Origin of the sequence: Flaviramulus sp. BrNp1-15 (assembly GCF_022259695.1) — a bacterium.
Taxonomy (GTDB): domain Bacteria; phylum Bacteroidota; class Bacteroidia; order Flavobacteriales; family Flavobacteriaceae; genus BrNp1-15.
On sequence record NZ_CP092099.1, the window covers coordinates 230,037 to 249,079 of the forward strand.

Here is a 19,043-nt window from a genome sequence, read left to right on the forward strand (position 1 = left end):
TTTTTTGCTTAATTAGTTTGTTACTCTATAAATTGGCAATATTTCTTGTTCGTTAGTATTTAATACACCAAAAGACACAAAGCTATTTGGTGCTTCTGGTTCTAAAACTTCAGGAATTATATTTGCTCTTCTTTGATTCATTGATATTTTAAAAGTTCCTTTAGGAAAAAGAATTGTTTTCTTTTCAATTTTAGCTTCAACTGTTTGAAGATTCATTTTTTCATATTTTTTTGAATCTTTTTGATATGTTGAAATCAAATAAGCTTCAACTTCTATTTCTTGGTCTTCTGTTAAAGTTTCAAGTTTTACACCTAATGTTTTTAATTTTTCTATAATCTCTTTTTGATTAGCGTCTATTAAATATGCTATTGGCCGTTTACGTACCAATTTTGGTTTAGATTTTAAAGCATCTCTAATGGTAACCTCTAAATCTATCATTTCATTAGAGTCTAAATCTATAGCCTTTATGTTGTCTTTGTAAATAGATTTTGAACTTGTTACAATAACCTCATTATGTTGCTCATTAGCTTTTTTAATTTCATTTTTAACACGTTCTATATTATTGTAAGCTGTTTCTAAATAAGATACTGCTATTAAAAAAGTTGTATTTATGCGTCTTTTAAATGACGTGCGTCCCAAACCAACACCTCTTACTTCTATTAGTGTTGAAATGGTATTAGCCAACGCACAATTTGTTGCGCTTGAACGTGAGTTTGTTGCTCCTTGATTAAAATGAATTTCGCCGCCAAACTTTCCTGTTGACATATAATCATGATGCATTAGACCATTTTTGTCAAGCACTTTTCTTGCATTTTCTACAAAAAGGTTATTGGTAATTTCTCTTATGTTTTTTGGTACATTTAAGTTTCCTGTATATAAAAACATAATGTCGTAAATAGAGGTAATCCCAAAATCGCTAAACTGTGAAAAATCTTTACGATAAGGTCTATATTCATGAAAGTCTACAACTACTTCAGGATTAAAATTTGAAAATGCTTGTTTTAATACTACACTTTCTGGTGCCATTAACTTGGTTTGATCTCTATTTAGATCCAAGCCATTTGCAGCATACCTGTTTTGCTTTAAATACCCATCAATATTTGACATAGGAACAATTGCTAAATCAACATTGTCTAACAAATAAGTATAGTCTGTGTCATTTAATATTTTGTCTAACAAATAAAGTAAACCTTCTGTACTTGCAGGCTCATTACCATGTAAGCCACCTTGCATCCAAACTTTAATTTTTTCGTTTGTATTTGGTGTTGTTAATCTAACTAATGGAATTTTATACCCTTTTTGGCTTTCTCCAATAAAACTTAGTTTAATCTTATCAGGATGTTTCTTTACCAAACTATTTAGAAATGAAATAAGCTCATCATAATTAGTAAACCCCTTCTTTTTTTGTAAAGCTGGTGTTATATTTTCTAAAGCTTCATACTCTAGAAAAAACTTCTGAGTTATTTTTTTTGATTGTGGACTTATTTGCGCATAAATATGTCCTGCAAATAATAAAAAAACTAATATGTATACTTTTTTAATCATCCTATAAGGCTAATGTTAAAATAAGTCTTGCTAAAGTTTCGTTTCCAGAAATAGGATTTCCGTTATTATCGTTTATTCCATCACTTCCATCAACATAAGTCCAAGATGCCTGAATTTTTGCACCATAACTTCTAGACAGGTATTTGCTTATTCCAATAGTGTAATAATTTGGCCTGTTGTAAAAAGTTGCATTGTTTAAAAATGAATGTTCATCTGCATTTAAATGCGTATATCGTCCATCAATAGAAATACCATTTTTAAACACATAGCCCATTTGAATATTAAAAGCATCACCTAACATCATTCTTCCTTTTACATAATTTTCTACATCTTGAATACCATCTACCTCAAAATTTGTTGAAATTGAGCCACTATTAAGTATGCGTTGAGTTATATCATCAGGCACTGTTGCTTTTGTTTTTACATATTCTCCAAGTACCGAAAAACCGCTATACTTTAACATAAAATCAACACCATATTTTGTGAAATCTGGCAACGATTCTTCATTAGCATCATTTAAATAAATAATATCTCCACTTCCCCTTCCTCGTCTACTACTCATCCCATTATTATGACTAAAGTTTACGCCTACAACTAATTTTGGTGCCGATTCTCGAACTATATCTGCTTGTCTAAATTGTCCGAAATTTGTAAACAATCCAAAAGGCAAATAATCTATTCTGCCACCAACTTTTAATCCTCCGTGGTCTTTTCCAAGAACATTACCGCCATCGCCATTTGTTAAAACAAAATATGGTCTTAAATAAGAGCCTCGACCCGATCTGAAATTTCCTGACATAAATAAACCAAACTCACGTATGCTTGCAAATGCTGAAGTAACTCTACTACGCTCAACCAACTGAAGTGTGTTTGAGGCCATAAACAATTCTCTATTGTCTGTATATGTTGAACGCTGTCCAAAAGTTGCTCTTATACGATTAGTAATATCGTAAGATATATAAGCGTCTTGAAGATAATTTGATGTAGTATTTCCATCCTCTGAAGTACCACTTAAATCAAAAGCAAATCTATATTTAAATCGCTCATTTTTTAAGTTTCCTGCTATACGAAATCTTGCACGACGCAATCTAAAACGATTAACAGAACTATTGTCAACTCCTTCTGTGTAATGTTTTATTTCTAAGTAGGGTTGTATATAACCTGTTAGCTTCATTCTATAGCCATCATCGTTAGTAAAATTTAGCCCTTCCCCAAATTTATACGTGTCTAATTTTATAGTTTGTGCTTGCATTGAAGCACTCATCAATAAAACTCCAAAAAGAAAAATATTTTTAATCTTCATATTATTTAATACTATGATTCGAAATTTCCTTTAACAATAACTTCTTTATTACTCATCATTTGCTTTCCTCTTGCAAAAACATCTGTTAATTCCAGATTTTCAGTAAAGCAGCATAAATCTGCATCACTCCCAACTTCAATTCTTCCCTTTTGTTTCAACCCTAAATTAATAGCTGGATTTACAGTTATTAGTTTAAAAGCATCTTCAATAGATATTCCTCCTTTTTTAATTAGGTGTATTACTTCTTCCAGATTTTTATCTATTGGCGCTTTTTTAGTTCCTACAGGATTACCATTTTCATCAAACTTTGTTAATCCTGCATGACCATCTGAACTAAAGGTGATGTTATCAATTTTTACACCTTTTTCAAGCGCATATAAAACTGACTCGTAAGGATCTATATATTTAGAAGCTCCTGTTGTTATATCAATCATTCCTCCTAGTTTGGCAAACTCAATAGCTTGTTCAAATAGCTCTTTACTTCTTCCTACATGTGTTGGTGAAATATGTTCTATTGGGAATTCATATTTGTTTACCAATTCGAATAACACATCCATTTTTGTACTTAAATTTCCCAGATGCACATGTAGTATTCCTTTTTTGTTTGCAATAAGCCCTCCTACTCTAACGTCTCTAAGTTTTCTTAATAGCTCTAGAGCTGTTGGATAAGACGAACGAATATCACTTATGGCTATTTTACAACCTAAAACCTTATCTATAAAGAGCATTTCTGCTTGGATACTGTCTGTAATTGTTACAGTATCCAAGCCGTAATACCCACAAAGCATATATGCTGAAATGCCTTCACCTTCTAATGCTTTGGCTTTGCTATAAAGAGCTCTAATATTTCTTGCAGTTCCATCTGTTCCTAGTAAGCCCATAACTGTTGTTGTACCACAAGAAATTAATTCGCTTAAATTTACTTCTGGTGTCATAGATGAAAATCCATCTTTTCCGCCTGCTCCAGTAATGTGAATGTGTTGATCTATTAATCCTGGAGTTACAATTTTTCCTTTTACATCCCAAACCTTCACTTCATTTTTAAAATGATCTAGATTGTTTGCAATAGCTACAATTTTTTCGCCAGCAATTAGAATATCTTTTTTTCCTATGTGTTTAGGAGTATATAGTTCTGTATTTTTTATTAATGTAATCATATGGTTATACAAAATGGTAAAGCAACATAACTAACAAGGCTATGGCTAATGGAATTAAATTTCTTTTTACAATTTCTAAGGTTGAAACCTTGGCGATTTCGGCTGTGGCAATAATTACTCCCGCCACTGGAGATACTGTTCTACCCATGGATGCTGAGAGTTGCATAGGCAATAACATTTGTGTGCTTTCTACCCCTAACTGTTTTGCGATTTTTGGAACTAATGGACCAAATGCAAAAAAGGATGCATTACCACTTCCCATGAGCATAGATGCTAAAAATATCATCACCGTCATTACAACACCAATGCCTACAGCTCCAAAACCAATATTTTGAGATAAGTCTAGAAGACCATCAATAAACCCTAAACTAATAAGCCCTTTTGCAAAAATGTCTGCTGTTATTATAAGTGTAACTACAGTTTTAAAAATATTACCCATACCATTCCAAAATGTTTGTAATGAGTTAAATACTTCTTTTATGTTTTTTGTTCTAATAAACTCACAAATCAACGCTATAAATAAACTAATAAACATTGCTGTGGTTGTATCTAAAGAAATCGGTACACTAAACAGATTAAATATCTTAGAAAAGACTATTAAAAGAATAATTGGTAGAATTGGTATTACGGCATAAATCAAAGGGGCTTTAAATTCTTTTTTTTCAATTTCATGTACCTCCTTATCAACTCCATTTTTTTTGTCGTAATAGCGATTTACAAAGTAATAAGTAATCATCATTATGAAGCTTAATGGCAATACTAATGGTATTTGATAGTTTAAGAAAAATAGAACTGTATCTATTTCTGCTATACTAGTAGCTCTAGCTGTTATAGCCGAAGCTGGACCAATTCCAAAAGCCGTAGTTGCAGTAATTACTGAAACAGCAGAGAGTCTACTAACTCCTAGATTTACTAAAATTGGAAACATTGAAGCCATTAAAAGCAGGCCTAATCCAGCAGCAGAAGGTATTGCTGTAAATAGCAATTGCCCTATTGGAATTACTAATGATGCAGCTATGTAAGGTTTCTTTTTAAAAAAACTTAAGGGTTTCATAGCTACATAAACAAGTGTGTCTGAAGCTCCTATTTTATCTATATAAGCAACAAAGCCACCTATAGCCATAATCATTAAGCCAACACCTGCATTAGTTTTACTAAATGATTCTTTTATATATCTAAACAAATCAAACCCAGAAAATCCTGTTGAGTCTTTAAGTTCTGGTAAATTATAATTTAAAATTTGAGCTATAATTAGCATCAGTAAACCTGAAACCAATAATACTGCATGAGGATTAAACCTTTTAAGTAAAAGTCTTCCTGCAATAAATACAAATAACAGTGATATTATAGCTCCTAGATAATTCATTTAAACCTAAATGTAAATAATTAAAATGATGAACCGTCTAACTTTGTACCTGGAGAAAATAAAGTACCATTAGCTTCAGCAATTCCTGAATGCTGTTCAAACTCTCCTGTTAAGTCTGGATTTCTGGTATAAGATTCGTTTGGATTGTTAGATAACGCTTCAACATCAAAAGTTAAAACAACATTTCCTGATGCGTCTTCAATGGTCATAAAATCATCAGAGTTACTCATGTTTAATAACCCATCTGACGCCGTTTGTATAATAGCTCCACCAAACGTCCCTGTTGGTGTACCTCCACCAAAAACTACAATAACTCCATTTGATGGAACAATGGTTCCTGAAGGAAACTCGTGTCTTGGTGTTCCTGAAGCTAAAGCAGTTGCATCAAAAATTTTGTATCCACTTAAGTCTAACTCTGGTCCTGAATTAAAAAACTCTATAAATTCATCTTCATTGGCATCTCTAGCACCATCACCATTTGCATCACCTGTTAAATCTCCCTCAGGATCGTAAAGAACCTCATTGATTAAAAAACCTAACCATGGGCAACCATTATTCTGAATTGCTCCTGCCTCATTTGGACATTCATCATTTGCGTCTAAAACACCATCAGAATCTGAATCTGAATCATCATCCAAAACAGAAATCGTTATTTCAGTACTAGAGAGAAGAAGTACATTTTGTACATTACCAATGTTTATCACTAGTGTTTCTACGCCTTCAACATTTTCATCTTGCAGCCCAGTAAATATTACACTTCCTGATTTGTTTCCTTTATTAATTGTAATTTCTGAAGCACTAACCGAATAATCACTTGATTGTGTTGCAGTACCGGAAATTGAAAGAGGTATTACAATTTGCTGAGAAGCTGAAGAATTTAAGGTTGCTGTTAAAGTAACTGTGCCACTATCTTCACTTAAATCTGTATTGCTTGTCGTTAATTCAAATGACGGTAATATATCATCGGTCGTACATGCGAAAATGGAGGTTATTAAAAAAATATAAACCAATCCTTTTTCTAATATGATTTTTGGATTCATTATAAAATTAGTTTAGTAAGTCTTATTTAATTATTAGTTTAGTTGTTAATATGTTGTTGTTTTCCAGTATTTTAAGTAAATACATTCCAGTTTTTAGCGAATTAACATTTAACTTATTTGAGCTTAATTGGGTGTTTAACACTTCTCTTCCTGTTAAATCAAACATTGAAATATGTTTTTCTTCAGATGTTTGAGATTTTATGTTTACATACCCTGCGGTTACTGGGTTAGGATAAATTGATAGCTTGTTTTCTGAAAAACTATTAGTTGATAATATTGCGCCGCTTGCAAGTGCTCCTGGTGAAAACAATAAACTAGCATTGGCGTCTGTATGTAAGGAAAAACTACCTGTGATATCTGGGTCTCTAGTTACAGATTGATTATCAGACAAACTAACTCCTGCAGAAGAACTATTAAAAACAACAACTTCATCATCTAAAGTATTTCTAACCGTAACAATATCTCCGCCATTTGAAAAATTTAATTCACCTTCTGATGCTGTTTGTACTATTGCGCTTCCAAAGCTTCCTGTTGGTGTTCCTCCACCAAAAACAACCAACATGCTATTTGCAGGAATTATTGTTAATGCGGGAAATGTATGCCTTAATGCTACAGCATCAGAGATTGTATACCCACTAATATCTAAAGAAGAACCTGAATTGTTAACCAACTCTATAAACTCGTCATCTAATGCATCTCTTATACCATCTCCATTTGCATCGCCTGTAATATCACCCGCCGGATCAAATAACACTTCATTTATAATTAAAGGAATACAACCAGGACTATCAATATCTCTTGACAAATCACACACACCTCCATCTGCAATATCACTAACTGTAATAGTAATATCTGTTCCTTCAGGGATGTTTGTAACGGTTATTGTGCCAGTAACAGTAGATGTAGGATTATCTCCTCCTACTGTTCCATCTGTTGCATTTACAGTAAATGTATTTCCGTTATTTCCTCCTGAAAAACCTAATGTAGCAGTATATGTATCATCAGTAGCTCCTGATGCTGTGGTATCACAAACAGCTGAACTATCTACCAATGCAGTTCCACAAGTGGGAGTCCATCCGGAACCTGACCCTAATGGATATGTTCCTCCTAAACCATTAAGATAAGCTTCTATTCCTGAGCCACCGTTGCAAGCTGTTTCTCCATCAAGTGAATTTTTACCACTATAATCCCAATGTGTTTCATTCCACGTTCCATTATCAGGCACTCCAGACTTTCTTGATACTACGGAGTCATCATGTTCCCATATAGTATCAGTATCTGCATCTGTTTCAGTTTTTCCAAATTGACTTACAATAATACCATTTAAAACTATTTGATAGCCATCATCTCCATTTGTGGAAGTAGCTACCACTAACGTGTTACTTGCACTAAAAGTTATGGAAGGAAATTCTGCTTGCATTAAAGCTATATCTCTAACGATATAAAGAAATTTATCGCTCTGAACCCCAAATCCAGATATGTCAATTTGATTATCTGCCCAAGACGCTCCATTTAACATATAATTCATTACTACTTCGGTTGAAAAGTCAACAGTACCATCAACATATAATTCTACTGTTTTTACAAATGGTGATGAGCAGTCTGATTCTATAACTTTGGTAATTGTTACATTTTGAGAGAAACCACCTAAAGACACTAATAAAAATAAAAATGAGAGCTTTTTCATAATATTTAGTTTGGTTTGGTTTTTCAAATTTAAAGGATGAAAAAGCGAAGAGTAGATACCAGTTGTATTAAAATTTTAATACCAATTATTTAATTGTAAAATTTTTTTTTAAAACTCATATAAATTTATTCATTCGTTCAACTTTCTGTTTTAATATATTGGGTCTTACAGAAGCATATCCTAAAATTAAACCTTTTTGTTTAGGCTTACCTATATAACATTTGCTTAAGGAAAATACAGTAATATTGTGTGCTTTCAATTCTTGAATTATTCTTTTTTCATCATCTGGATTAACATCTTTATTAAAAAGGGATAACAGATGAAAACTTGAGAAGGGCTTATTTTGAATGTACATGTTTTTACTTTTAGCATCAAAGGTTGAAATAAACAAATCATGTCTATGCTTACCAATTTCAATACTATTCTTTAAATGTTGAAATAAATAATTCTTCTCTATAAACTGATTCATAACCACCTGAATAGAAGGTGTTACAAAACGATGCGAATGTTCTTGTAGCGCTCTAACAGATTTTATTAAATATTTAGGTAAAATCATATAACCTAGGCGTATTGAAGGATGCAATAACCGGTTAAATGTACCCATGTAAATAGTTCTATCTTCTGTATCTAAACTAAAAATTGTTGGAATACTTTCTAGTGAATTTGCTATTTCATTTTCATAATCGTTCTCTATAATTAAAGCTCTATTTTTTGATGCCCATTGTAATACTTCCTGCCTTCTTGTTAAACTCATTTTAATACCTAAAGGATAATGATTAGATGGTGTTACATGAATTATTTTTGCTTGCTTATCTTTTATATAATTCATTTGATTTATACTAATTCCTTCATCATCTAAATCTATTGGAATTAAATTTGCTTCTGAACTTTTAAAAACAGAATGTACATTGGGGAAAATCGGGTTTTCTAAAACTACAGAATCTCCTTTATCTATTAATGTATTGGCTATAAGATATAAAGATTGTAAAGAGCCAGAAACAATAACAATTTGTTCGTAATCACATTTAATATTTCTACTAATGTTTAAATAATTACATATACTTTTCTTTAATTCTTCAAGTCCTGCCGAATGTGAATAGGATAAGCTTGAAGATTTTATATGTCGCCAATACGTATTTAAAATTTTTTTCCATTGGTTAACAGGAAAAACATCAATAGGAGGTAACCCAGGTCTAAAAGCTAAATTACTATCATGAGGTCTATTTAATAAGGTTACATTTTTTAAATAAGAAACTCCCTTTTTAGATATTTTAGGATATAAGCTTTCGTTTATTTTTACATTATTATCAATGTCTTTTTTATTTGTCTTAGAGTTATCATAATTAACTTTATTTCCAGAACCTGCTTTGGATATAATTAATTTTTCCAGTTGAAGAAGCTCGTAAGATTTATTTATTGTTGTTCGAGATAATTTTAATTCCTGTGCCAAAACTCGTGTTGAAGGCAATAACCAATCATGCGGTATTTCGTTATTTAAAACACATGTTTTAATAGCGCGATACAATACAATGTACTTGTTAAAAGGCTTTATTTTTTTCTGAATATTGTACTCTTTTTCGATTCTACTTATAACAAATTTGTAATTGGTATTCATATTTTATAAAAATTGGTACTATAAAAATAAACTAAACAAGTCTTAAATTTACTCACTTTAGGTAATTAATTTTCCTAATTAAATTGAAAAACCTAATTATAACTAACTAATCTATGACATTAACGAAACGAAATATTGGTCTTTTTCTTGGGCCTTTTATGTTTATTATAATAATTCTGTTTTTTCACCCAGAAGGTTTAAGTAAGTCAGCAAATGCCATACTAGCTTCGGCTCTTTGGGTTGCTATTTGGTGGATTACAGAAGCTTTACATATTGCAATTACAGCATTGCTTCCTATAGTGCTCTTTCCGTTAAGTGGTGGACTAGCATTAAAAGCAACAACAGCTTCATATGGTCACAAATATATTTTTCTTTTTATTGGAGGTTTTGTTTTGGCAATTGCAATAGAAAAATGGAATCTTCACAAACGTATAGCTTTAACAATAATTAAAATAGTTGGCACAAATGTGATTCATATTATTTTAGGTTTTATGGTGGCTACTGCTTTTCTATCTATGTGGATATCTAATACCGCAACTGCCGTAATGATTTTACCCGTTGGGATTGCCATTGTGTTACAGCTAAAAGATAATCCTGACACTATAGAGAACGAAAACAAAATTTTCGGTAAAGCATTAATGCTAGCTATTGCTTATAGCGCTTCAATAGGTGGAATGGCAACATTAATAGGTACACCACCAAACCTTGTTTTAGCAGGTGTTGTTCAAGAAAGTTATAATGTAGAAATAACCTTTACACAATGGTTTATTTTTGGATTCCCAATAAGTTTAGTATTTCTGTTTTTAGCTTGGTTGTATCTTACAAGAGTAGCTTTTAAGTTTAAACAGAAAGAGTTTCCAGGAGGGAAGAAAGAAATAGACAAACAACTTAAAGATTTAGGAGAAATTACGTTTGAAGAGAAAATGATTTTTTTGGTGTTTGTGCTAACTGCTTTTGCATGGATAAGCAGGTCGTTTTTACTTCAAAAATTTATTCCAGAAATTGACGATACTATAATTGCAATGTGTTCTGCGTTTCTCTTATTTCTGCTTCCTAGTAAAGTAAAAAAACATAAGTTAATGACTTGGAAAGATGCCGTTAAACTACCTTGGGACATTCTTATATTATTTGGTGGTGGTATGGCTTTAGCTTTAGGCTTTGAATCTAGCGGATTAGCACTATGGATAGGCAATCAATTAATATCTTTAAACTCTATTCCATTACTTTTACTAATACTAATATTAATTGCATCTGTGAATTTTTTAACAGAAATAACTTCAAATTTAGCAACCACAGCTATGTTGCTACCGGTTCTTGTTTCTCTTGCTAATGCTATAGGTGTACATCCATATTTATTATTAGTCAGTGCAACCGTAGCTGCATCATGTGCATTTATGTTACCCGTTGCAACACCACCTAATGCTGTAGTTTTTGGTTCAGGATATCTTAAAATTGGAGATATGATTAAAAAAGGGATATGGTTAAACATTTTAACCATCATTCTTCTTACCTTAATTGTTTATTATTTTCTCCCCCTGCTATGGGATTTAAACTAAAAGCTGTTTCCAACTATTTTCTATACTTTTAGTTTTAATTACCTTTGCACAACTTAATACACTAGTTTATGATATATTCAATGACAGGTTATGGAAAATCTGTTTTGCAATTGCCCACAAAAAAAATAACTATAGAACTTAAATCTTTAAATAGTAAAAATTTAGATTTAAACGCTAGAATGCCTTCTATTTACAGAGAAAAAGAACTAACTATAAGAAAAAAACTTGCTGACAAACTCGTTCGCGGAAAAATAGATTTTTCAATTTATGTGGAAGCTACTGCCGACGATACTTCAACTCAAATAAACACACCTGTTGTTAAACAATATATGAAACAACTTAGAGAAGTTGTTAATAGTGACGATTTAGAACTTCTTAAAATGGCTGTTCGTTTTCCAGATGCTTTAAATACGGTTCGTGAAGAAATAGATGAAAATGAATGGAAAGCTATTGAAATAGAAATTAATAATGCTATAAATGATTTGGTTGATCATAGATTAGATGAAGGTAAGGTACTCGAACAAGATTTTAACAATAGAATTACATCTATTGAAAACTTACTTGAACAAGTTATAGCTATGGATCCTGAACGTGTTGAAGGTGTTCGTGAGCGTTTACTTAAAGGAGTTGAAGAACTCAAAGAAAAATATGATGAAAACCGTTTTGAACAAGAGCTGGTTTATTACATTGAAAAATTTGATATTACTGAAGAAAAAGTGCGTTTAAAAAACCATTTAAACTACTTTACTGAGTGTTTAAACTCTAAAGATTCTAACGGGAAGAAACTAGGGTTTATAAGTCAGGAAATGGGTAGAGAAATAAACACCATTGGTTCTAAAAGTAACTATGCACCCATGCAACAATTGGTGGTTCAGATGAAAGATGAACTTGAAAAAATTAAGGAACAATTGTTGAATGTACTTTAAAAACATATTTCGTGACTAATAAAGAAGCTACAAACAAAAAACAAGGTAAACTTATAGTGTTTTCTGCACCTTCAGGCTCTGGAAAAACCACCATTGTAAGACATTTACTTGGTATTGAGGATTTAAACCTAGAGTTTTCCATATCTGCAACCTCAAGAGAAAAGCGAGGTGACGAAGTTAACGAAAAGGACTATTACTTTTTATCAGCCAAGGAATTTAAAAACAAAATTAAGGGTGAAGCGTTTTTAGAGTGGGAAGAAGTTTACCGTGATAATTTTTACGGCACTTTAAAAACCGAAGTAGAACGTATTTGGGCAAAAGGCAAAAATGTTATTTTTGATATTGATGTTTCTGGTGGATTACGTATTAAGCGTAAATTCCCACAGCAAACCTTAGCCGTTTTTGTAAAACCACCAAGTATAGATGAGTTAAAAATTAGATTAAAAAAACGCAAAACTGAAAGTGCAGATAAAATAAATATGCGTGTTGCAAAAGCATCAGCAGAATTAGCGACAGCTCCTCTTTTCGATATTATAGTTGTAAACGATAATTTAGAAAAAGCATTAAAAGAGTCTGAAATTAAAGTTAGAGACTTTTTAAAATCTTAGATATGAAAGTTGGGTTATATTTTGGTTCTTTTAATCCTATACATATTGGGCATTTGGTTATTGCAAATCACATTGCAGAGTACAGTGATTTAGACCAAGTTTGGTTTGTAGTAACACCTCACAATCCCTTTAAAAAGAAAAGCAGCTTGCTTGATAATTATCAGCGTTTAGAAATGGTGTATCGTGCTACAAAAGATTATACTAAACTTAAACCTAGCGATATAGAATTTAACTTACCTCAACCAAATTACACAGTAAACACACTTGCATATTTACAAGAAAAATATCCAGATTATGAGTTTGCTTTAATTATGGGAGAAGACAACTTAAAAAGTTTTCATAAGTGGAAAAACTATGAAGTTATTTTAGAAAACCATCATATTTATGTATATCCTAGAATTTCTGATAATAAAATAGAAACACAATTTGATGGTCATGAAAAAATACATACTGTTAATGCGCCTATCATGCAACTATCTTCTACATTTATTCGAAATGCGATAAAAGCAGGTAAAAATGTAAGACCTATGCTACCTGAATTTGTTTGGGAATATTTAGACGAGATGAATTTTTATAAATGAATAGCTTGAAATAAAAAAGCCAACTTTTAAAAGTTGGCTTTTCCATAACATAGTATATAATAGGTTTACTAGTCTAAGGCAGGAATACGTAATACTTGTCCTGGATAAATTTTATCAGGATGAGTAAGCATTGGTTTATTTGCTTCAAAAATAACTGGGTATTTCATTGCATTACCATAATATTTCTTTGCAATTTTCCCTAAAGTGTCTCCACTTACTACAGTATGAAATTGTGCTTCTGGCTCTACGTGCTCAACTGTCATTTGATCATCAACAGTTGCAATACCATTAGAGTTTCCAACCACTAAAATTACTTTTTCCTTAGTAGCTTGGTCGTATGCTTTACCGGAGATTGTAGCAGCGTCATCATCAATAAATACATTTAAATCTTCTACTTGTAATTGTAAATCTTTTATAGTTCCTTCAAGTTTTCTTGCAGCAGCTTCTTCTAGTTTTAATTCTGCAGCAGCAGCTTCTGCAGCTTCTTCTGCATCTGTTTTTCCGATTCCGAATACTTTTGCTCCTGCGTTTTTAATAAATGAAAATAGTCCCATAGTTTATTGTATTTTTAAGTTAATATTTATTTAAATTGTAATATTTAGATATGCTAAACTTACATAATATTTGACACAGAAAAAATAAAAAGTCACATAATCAAAGATACATTTTTATTACAAAAAGAAACCGCCTAAAGCACAATACTTTAAACGGTTTCTAAACTAAATAACCAACCAAAATTTTTATTTCACCCTTGTGTTTTCTCTAGGGTTTTCTACTTTATCTTTTCTAAACTTACGTTTTTTATCTTTTGTTGTTGTTTCTTTGCCTTTTGTGTTTCCTGTTTTTAAGAACTGTATGTATCCTCTACCTTCAAATTCGTAAATAGTTTCAGATGCTGGATGAAACAACTCTATCTTTCCATCATTTATAACGCTCATTTCGAAGTATTCATTGTCAAAGAAATCATAATCTAATGTTAAAGTTTTTAAATACATATTATTACTAACATCACCTACTCCATAAACTCCTGTATAATCCCAATATATATTACTTGGATTACTAACATCTATGTCTTGCGAACTTCTAAAAGTTGAATCGTTTCCACCTGCTAAAAATTGTAAATAGTTTTCGTTATCAAATTCATTTAATGCCCCAAAATCACTTGTGTATGTTTTTTCCCAAGCTTCATACTCTTGTAAGAAATAATGAATATTATCATAGAATACAAAGTCGTAATCAAAATTACTTCGTTGATACCCATCTAAAAAGTACGACGTATCATTATTAGGGTTGTAAAGTTCTATAGTATTACTGTCTATTTGATATACATCAAAGGTTGAAAACCCATCAATATCATGGTAAACATCTAAAATCATATCATAAGCATCATATTCGCCAACATCAATACCAAAACCGTATCCGTTATCGCCTAATCCAACTATGTTGTTATTTGCATAAACAACACCATTTCTAAACGAAATTGTAAATGCCTTTTGTAAAAACGGTGTTTCACCATAACCTGAGGTTGAATTAATATCTACATACCATAACTCATGAGAGCTTAATAATTGATTTAACGAAATTGGAGGTACATCATCATAATAATCATCAACTAACACTTCTGTGTAACACGATGTAAATAATGTTGCTATTAAAGCAAAGCCTGAAAGTAATTTTAGAGTCTTCATAATCAAACATTTTAGGGTTTCTATATTTAGTGGTTTCAAAACGCGTGCCAAAAAAGATTTCTTAATAGTTTATTGACTTATCTATAAGCGATATTTTGCGTATTTTTGAAATTGTAAACTATTCTAAATATTTATGGATAAACCTTTAAAATATGCGGTTTTTGGAGCAGGAAGTTGGGCAACTGCAATAGTGAAAATGCTTTGTGAAAACTTAGATGAAATTGGTTGGTATATGAGAAGTGTTTACACCAAAGAACATTTATTAAAAGAACAACACAACCCTAATTATTTAAGTTCGGTTGAATTTCATTTAGAGCAATTGAAGTTAAGTAATGATATAAATGAAATCGCAAATTATGCTGATGTTTTAATTTTTGCCATTCCTTCTGCTTTTATGCATAGTGAATTAGAAAAACTGTCTATAGATATTTCTAATAAAATTATTGTTTCGGCTGTTAAAGGTATTATGCCAGAGAGCGGTTTGCTGGTTGGCGAACATTTTCATAATATATACCAAGTACCTTTTAATAATATTGCTGTTATTGCGGGCCCGTGTCATGCAGAAGAAGTAGCTTTAGAGCGTTTGTCGTATTTAACCATTTCATGTTCTGATGCTCAAAAAGCTAAAGAAATTGCAAAAAATTTATCCAGCGATTATATTAAAACTAAAATTAGTGACGATATTATTGGCGTAGAATACGCTGTAATGCTTAAAAACATTTATGCTATTGCTGCTGGAATTGCACATGGTTTAGGTTATGGAGATAATTTCCAGAGTGTGCTAATGAGTAATGCCATTAGAGAGATGAAACGTTTTATTAAAAAGATGCATAAAATGAAACGTAATATTAATAATTCTGCATATTTAGGCGACTTATTAGTTACAGGATACTCTGTGTTTTCTCGTAATCGTATGTTTGGCAACATGATTGGTAAAGGCTATACCGTAAAATCTGCGCAAATGGAAATGAGCATGATTGCAGAAGGGTATTATGCTACCAAAAGTGCACATTTACTAAATGAAAGAAATAAAAAGAAAACACGCTTGCCTATTATAAATGCTGTTTATGAAATTTTATACGAGAATAAAGACCCAAAAAAGGTATTTAAAAAATTAACTGAAAGACTAGATTAATCAATTCCTTATATAAGCAAAGATTTATTTTTTATAGAGTTACTTAAAGTTTGGGCTTTCGCTAGTCGCTTTCTGCGAAGAGCTCCAATAATAGTTCAATCCCTAACGCTTATCTGCCAAGAGACTACTGCTTTTTCAGGAATATACTACTTAACCAACACGCCTTTAACCTTCATTAAAGGAATAGCTTGCAACGCTTTAAAATTAATAGTATTTTTTCTAAACAAATATGTTTTATCAAACATTTGGTTACCTTCAAAAAAAGAAACCTTAAAGGTGTTATTTAATGCAAATAATTCTTCTTGTATCAATTCAATTTTAGCATAGCTTTTTTTAGGAAGTGAGTCTAGCTTTTTTCTGAAAACAGATGTTGTTTTTTCTTTAGAATAACCACTTGTAACAATAAGAACCATTTCTAAATCAACATCTTTATTGTTTATTATGTAAGCATTCCAATCTTGAGTTTTATAAACGTCATTATACTCATTTACAACTGCAATGTAAACATCCTCTACTTTTGGAATATCAATGTCTTTTTTCAAAACTAAAATGCAGATTTAAACTGCTCTAAAAAACGCACATCGTTTTCACTTAATAATCGGATATCGCCAATTTGATGTAATAACATAGCAATACGGTCTATACCCATACCAAATGCGAAACCAGAATATTCCTTAGAATCTATACCACAATTTTCTAAAACGTTTGGATCCACCATACCACAACCCATAATTTCTAACCAACCAGTACCCTTTGTTATGCGGTAATCAATTTCGGTTTCTAAGCCCCAATACACATCAACCTCAGCACTTGGTTCTGTAAATGGGAAGTAAGACGGACGTAAACGTATTTTACTTTTTCCAAACATTTCAGTTGTAAAGTGTTGTAGTGTTTGCTTTAAGTCTGCAAAACTTACATCTTTATCTATATATAAACCTTCTACTTGGTGGAAAAAACAATGCGAACGCGCCGAAATAGCTTCATTTCTATACACTCTACCTGGTGAGATTGTACGAATAGGCGGTTTATTATTTTCCATATAACGTACTTGCACAGAACTGGTATGTGTACGCAATAAAATATCCGGATTGGTTTGAATAAAAAACGTATCCTGCATATCACGAGCCGGATGATATTCTGGTAAGTTTAAGGCTGTAAAATTGTGCCAATCATCTTCAATTTCTGGTCCTTCACTTACATTGAATCCAATACGGGAAAAAATATCTATAATTTGATTTTTAACAATAGAAATAGGGTGGCGCGCACCAATTTGAATAGGTTCTCCTGGACGCGATAAATCGCCATAAACACCTTTTACTTCTTCTTTGCTTTCAAGCTCTTCTTTTAAAGCACTTACCTTATCTTCGGCTGTTTTTTTAAGTTTATTAATGGTTTGACCAAATTCTTTTTTTTGATCGTTTGCTACATTTTTAAACTCAGCAAAAAAGTCGTTTAGCAAACCTTTTTTACCTAAATATTTTATACGGAATGCCTCTACCTCTTCTTTTGATTGGGCTTTAAAAGCTTCAGCTTCGGCTATAAGTTCTTTTATCTTATCTATCATGACGTCATTTCAAAAATGAATGCAAATTTACTATTTTTTCTATAACTGCGTTAGGGATTGCAACGGAAATCCTTTTGCTTTTTGCAAAAGATTATAGTGCAAAGCCCGACCCCGAGATTTCGGTGTAACGACCGAATTATCAATTCGATACCGATTAATATATATACTCAGTTTCTAAAAAGTAATTTACTATAGCTTCTTTCATTAAAACACTCTGTTCACCAGCTTTTAAACGCGGTAAACTTTCAAGAGTTCTATAATGTGGCCAACCTTCGTTATCTACAAAATCGAGCTGGTAATAGCCATAAGGCGTAAGTAATTTGCAGATAGCAATATGCATAAGGTCTAGTTTTTGGTCTTTTTTAAAAGTTCTTTCTAATTGCCCTAATTCTTGCACACCTATTAAATAAATTATAGCATCAAGATCTAATGTATCTCCATCGGCAAATTGATTGGATAGTTTTTTAACTACCAATTCCCAGCGCTCTTTTAATTGTTCGTCTCTAGACATAATAATTTTAAAGCTACAAAGTTAATAAACCTAAGTGTGACTATTATCCCATTTATGATTTGAATTTAGTTTAAAATAAAATGATAATTTTTTTTCTCTATATAAAAAAAGAAAAATAAAGCATAGCCTTCGTTACGGTATCTTTTTCTTGTGACATAGAAAGGAAAAAAGGGCGTTTTATTAAAGTGAATTCAAGTTGTAGATGGGATTATTTATATTTGCCTAAATTATTTCAATTATGAGTGTTATAGATATTGTTTTAGGGGCTTTAATTTTATTTGGACTAGTTCGTGGTTTAATGAAAGGGCTTTTTGTTGAAGTTGCATCATTAATTGCTCTTGTTGCAGGTGTTTATGGTGCCATACATTTTAGCAATTTTGCCGCTGAGTTTTTACAAAATAAAACAGAATGGAACGAGAAAACCATTAATATTACTGCTTTTGCTATAACCTTTGTAATCATAGTTTTGGCCATAGGACTTGCAGGAAAAGCATTAACCAAATTAGCAGATTTTGCTGCTCTAGGAATAATAAATAAATTACTTGGCGCTGCCTTTGGTGCTTTAAAAATTGCACTTATTTTGAGTGTAGTTTTAAATATTTTTGATAAAATGAATAGTACCATTACGTTTATTGATGAAGGAAATATAGAAGAATCTGCACTCTACAAACCTGTAAAATCTTTAGTACCTACAATATTTCCAAATCTTTTAACTTCTAAAGAAGATAATCCTCCCTCTGAAAACGAAGCATAACTAAATA

Annotated in this window: 18 protein-coding genes; 6 read left to right on the forward strand and 12 right to left on the reverse strand. The window is 31.5% G+C overall.

Going from position 1 to position 19,043, the window contains the following annotated elements; translation table 11 throughout:
* Positions 1–12: 12 nt before the first annotated feature.
* The 7 genes from MBM09_RS00990 to MBM09_RS01020 form a co-directional block, all read right to left on the reverse strand.
* Entirely contained in the window at positions 13–1,545 is a 1,533-nt protein-coding gene (locus MBM09_RS00990; RefSeq protein ID WP_238674984.1) for a M14 family metallocarboxypeptidase, read from the reverse strand.
* A 1-nt stretch (position 1,546) separates the two neighbouring features.
* Positions 1,547–2,848 carry a porin gene (locus MBM09_RS00995; RefSeq protein ID WP_238674985.1) on the reverse strand — a complete coding sequence of 434 codons (1,302 nt, stop codon included), beginning with the start codon at positions 2,846–2,848 and terminating at the stop codon, positions 1,547–1,549.
* Between the two features lie 11 nt (positions 2,849–2,859).
* The gene (gene iadA / locus MBM09_RS01000; protein WP_238674986.1) at positions 2,860–4,005 is read right to left on the reverse strand and encodes a beta-aspartyl-peptidase; all 1,146 of its coding nucleotides are present in this window, start codon (positions 4,003–4,005) and stop codon (positions 2,860–2,862) included.
* Positions 4,006–4,009: 4 nt separating this feature from the next.
* A complete protein-coding gene (dcuC, locus tag MBM09_RS01005; protein WP_238674987.1) occupies positions 4,010–5,371 on the reverse strand; it encodes a C4-dicarboxylate transporter DcuC in 1,362 nt (453 codons plus the stop codon).
* A 20-nt stretch (positions 5,372–5,391) separates the two neighbouring features.
* Positions 5,392–6,411: a lamin tail domain-containing protein gene (locus MBM09_RS01010; protein WP_238674988.1), complete on the reverse strand. Its 1,020-nt coding sequence runs from the start codon at positions 6,409–6,411 to the stop codon at positions 5,392–5,394.
* Positions 6,412–6,433: 22 nt separating this feature from the next.
* Positions 6,434–8,098 (reverse strand): lamin tail domain-containing protein, encoded by a 1,665-nt coding sequence (locus MBM09_RS01015; protein WP_238674989.1) that lies wholly within the window; start codon positions 8,096–8,098, stop codon positions 6,434–6,436.
* 115 nt (positions 8,099–8,213) lie between these two features.
* Complete coding sequence (locus MBM09_RS01020; protein WP_238674990.1) at positions 8,214–9,713, reverse strand: PLP-dependent aminotransferase family protein; 1,500 nt, start codon at positions 9,711–9,713, stop codon at positions 8,214–8,216.
* 113 nt (positions 9,714–9,826) lie between these two features.
* On the opposite strand from MBM09_RS01020, the gene MBM09_RS01025 reads away from it, so the two are divergent.
* From MBM09_RS01025 to nadD, 4 genes are all read left to right on the forward strand, one after another.
* Positions 9,827–11,269, forward strand: coding sequence for a DASS family sodium-coupled anion symporter (locus MBM09_RS01025; protein WP_238674991.1), 1,443 nt, complete (start codon positions 9,827–9,829; stop codon positions 11,267–11,269).
* A gap of 68 nt (positions 11,270–11,337) precedes the next feature.
* Positions 11,338–12,195 carry a YicC/YloC family endoribonuclease gene (locus MBM09_RS01030; RefSeq protein WP_238674992.1) on the forward strand — a complete coding sequence of 286 codons (858 nt, stop codon included), beginning with the start codon at positions 11,338–11,340 and terminating at the stop codon, positions 12,193–12,195.
* Between the two features lie 11 nt (positions 12,196–12,206).
* A complete protein-coding gene (gene gmk, locus MBM09_RS01035; RefSeq protein ID WP_238674993.1) occupies positions 12,207–12,803 on the forward strand; it encodes a guanylate kinase in 597 nt (198 codons plus the stop codon).
* A 2-nt stretch (positions 12,804–12,805) separates the two neighbouring features.
* The gene (nadD, locus tag MBM09_RS01040) at positions 12,806–13,384 is read left to right on the forward strand and encodes a nicotinate (nicotinamide) nucleotide adenylyltransferase (protein WP_238674994.1); all 579 of its coding nucleotides are present in this window, start codon (positions 12,806–12,808) and stop codon (positions 13,382–13,384) included.
* Positions 13,385–13,452: 68 nt separating this feature from the next.
* Here nadD and lysM read toward each other — a convergent pair whose 3' ends face one another.
* Positions 13,453–13,938, reverse strand: a complete 486-nt coding sequence (gene lysM, locus MBM09_RS01045) for a peptidoglycan-binding protein LysM (protein ID WP_238674995.1) — start codon at positions 13,936–13,938, stop codon at positions 13,453–13,455.
* A gap of 186 nt (positions 13,939–14,124) precedes the next feature.
* Positions 14,125–15,072 carry a nicotinic acid mononucleotide adenyltransferase gene (locus MBM09_RS01050; RefSeq protein ID WP_238674996.1) on the reverse strand — a complete coding sequence of 316 codons (948 nt, stop codon included), beginning with the start codon at positions 15,070–15,072 and terminating at the stop codon, positions 14,125–14,127.
* 133 nt (positions 15,073–15,205) lie between these two features.
* On the opposite strand from MBM09_RS01050, the gene MBM09_RS01055 reads away from it, so the two are divergent.
* Positions 15,206–16,207 (forward strand): NAD(P)H-dependent glycerol-3-phosphate dehydrogenase, encoded by a 1,002-nt coding sequence (locus MBM09_RS01055; RefSeq protein WP_238674997.1) that lies wholly within the window; start codon positions 15,206–15,208, stop codon positions 16,205–16,207.
* Positions 16,208–16,353: 146 nt separating this feature from the next.
* Here the strand turns inward: MBM09_RS01055 and MBM09_RS01060 are convergent, their stop codons facing one another.
* From MBM09_RS01060 to MBM09_RS01070, 3 genes are all read right to left on the reverse strand, one after another.
* Entirely contained in the window at positions 16,354–16,749 is a 396-nt protein-coding gene (locus MBM09_RS01060; protein WP_238674998.1) for a hypothetical protein, read from the reverse strand.
* Between the two features lie 2 nt (positions 16,750–16,751).
* Positions 16,752–17,771 carry a phenylalanine--tRNA ligase subunit alpha gene (gene pheS / locus MBM09_RS01065; protein ID WP_238674999.1) on the reverse strand — a complete coding sequence of 340 codons (1,020 nt, stop codon included), beginning with the start codon at positions 17,769–17,771 and terminating at the stop codon, positions 16,752–16,754.
* Positions 17,772–17,925: 154 nt separating this feature from the next.
* Positions 17,926–18,282, reverse strand: a complete 357-nt coding sequence (locus MBM09_RS01070) for a hypothetical protein (RefSeq protein WP_238675000.1) — start codon at positions 18,280–18,282, stop codon at positions 17,926–17,928.
* Positions 18,283–18,520: 238 nt separating this feature from the next.
* Between MBM09_RS01070 and MBM09_RS01075 the strand changes: the two genes are divergently transcribed.
* Entirely contained in the window at positions 18,521–19,036 is a 516-nt protein-coding gene (locus tag MBM09_RS01075; RefSeq protein ID WP_238675001.1) for a CvpA family protein, read from the forward strand.
* Positions 19,037–19,043: the final 7 nt, after the last annotated feature.

Excerpts from the sequence above, each read along its gene's own strand:
- MBM09_RS00990 (WP_238674984.1), bottom strand. The coding sequence starts at position 1,545 with ATGATTAAAAAAGTATACATATTAGTTTTTTTATTATTTGCAGGACAT.
- MBM09_RS00995 (WP_238674985.1), bottom strand. The coding sequence starts at position 2,848 with ATGAAGATTAAAAATATTTTTCTTTTTGGAGTTTTATTGATGAGTGCT.
- iadA (WP_238674986.1), bottom strand. The coding sequence starts at position 4,005 with ATGATTACATTAATAAAAAATACAGAACTATATACTCCTAAACACATA.
- dcuC (WP_238674987.1), bottom strand. The coding sequence starts at position 5,371 with ATGAATTATCTAGGAGCTATAATATCACTGTTATTTGTATTTATTGCA.
- MBM09_RS01010 (WP_238674988.1), bottom strand. The coding sequence starts at position 6,411 with ATGAATCCAAAAATCATATTAGAAAAAGGATTGGTTTATATTTTTTTA.
- MBM09_RS01015 (WP_238674989.1), bottom strand. The coding sequence starts at position 8,098 with ATGAAAAAGCTCTCATTTTTATTTTTATTAGTGTCTTTAGGTGGTTTC.
- MBM09_RS01020 (WP_238674990.1), bottom strand. The coding sequence starts at position 9,713 with ATGAATACCAATTACAAATTTGTTATAAGTAGAATCGAAAAAGAGTAC.
- MBM09_RS01025 (WP_238674991.1), top strand. The coding sequence starts at position 9,827 with ATGACATTAACGAAACGAAATATTGGTCTTTTTCTTGGGCCTTTTATG.
- MBM09_RS01030 (WP_238674992.1), top strand. The coding sequence starts at position 11,338 with ATGATATATTCAATGACAGGTTATGGAAAATCTGTTTTGCAATTGCCC.
- nadD (WP_238674994.1), top strand. The coding sequence starts at position 12,806 with ATGAAAGTTGGGTTATATTTTGGTTCTTTTAATCCTATACATATTGGG.
- lysM (WP_238674995.1), bottom strand. The coding sequence starts at position 13,938 with ATGGGACTATTTTCATTTATTAAAAACGCAGGAGCAAAAGTATTCGGA.
- MBM09_RS01050 (WP_238674996.1), bottom strand. The coding sequence starts at position 15,072 with ATGAAGACTCTAAAATTACTTTCAGGCTTTGCTTTAATAGCAACATTA.
- MBM09_RS01055 (WP_238674997.1), top strand. The coding sequence starts at position 15,206 with ATGGATAAACCTTTAAAATATGCGGTTTTTGGAGCAGGAAGTTGGGCA.
- pheS (WP_238674999.1), bottom strand. The coding sequence starts at position 17,771 with ATGATAGATAAGATAAAAGAACTTATAGCCGAAGCTGAAGCTTTTAAA.
- MBM09_RS01070 (WP_238675000.1), bottom strand. The coding sequence starts at position 18,282 with ATGTCTAGAGACGAACAATTAAAAGAGCGCTGGGAATTGGTAGTTAAA.
- MBM09_RS01075 (WP_238675001.1), top strand. The coding sequence starts at position 18,521 with ATGAGTGTTATAGATATTGTTTTAGGGGCTTTAATTTTATTTGGACTA.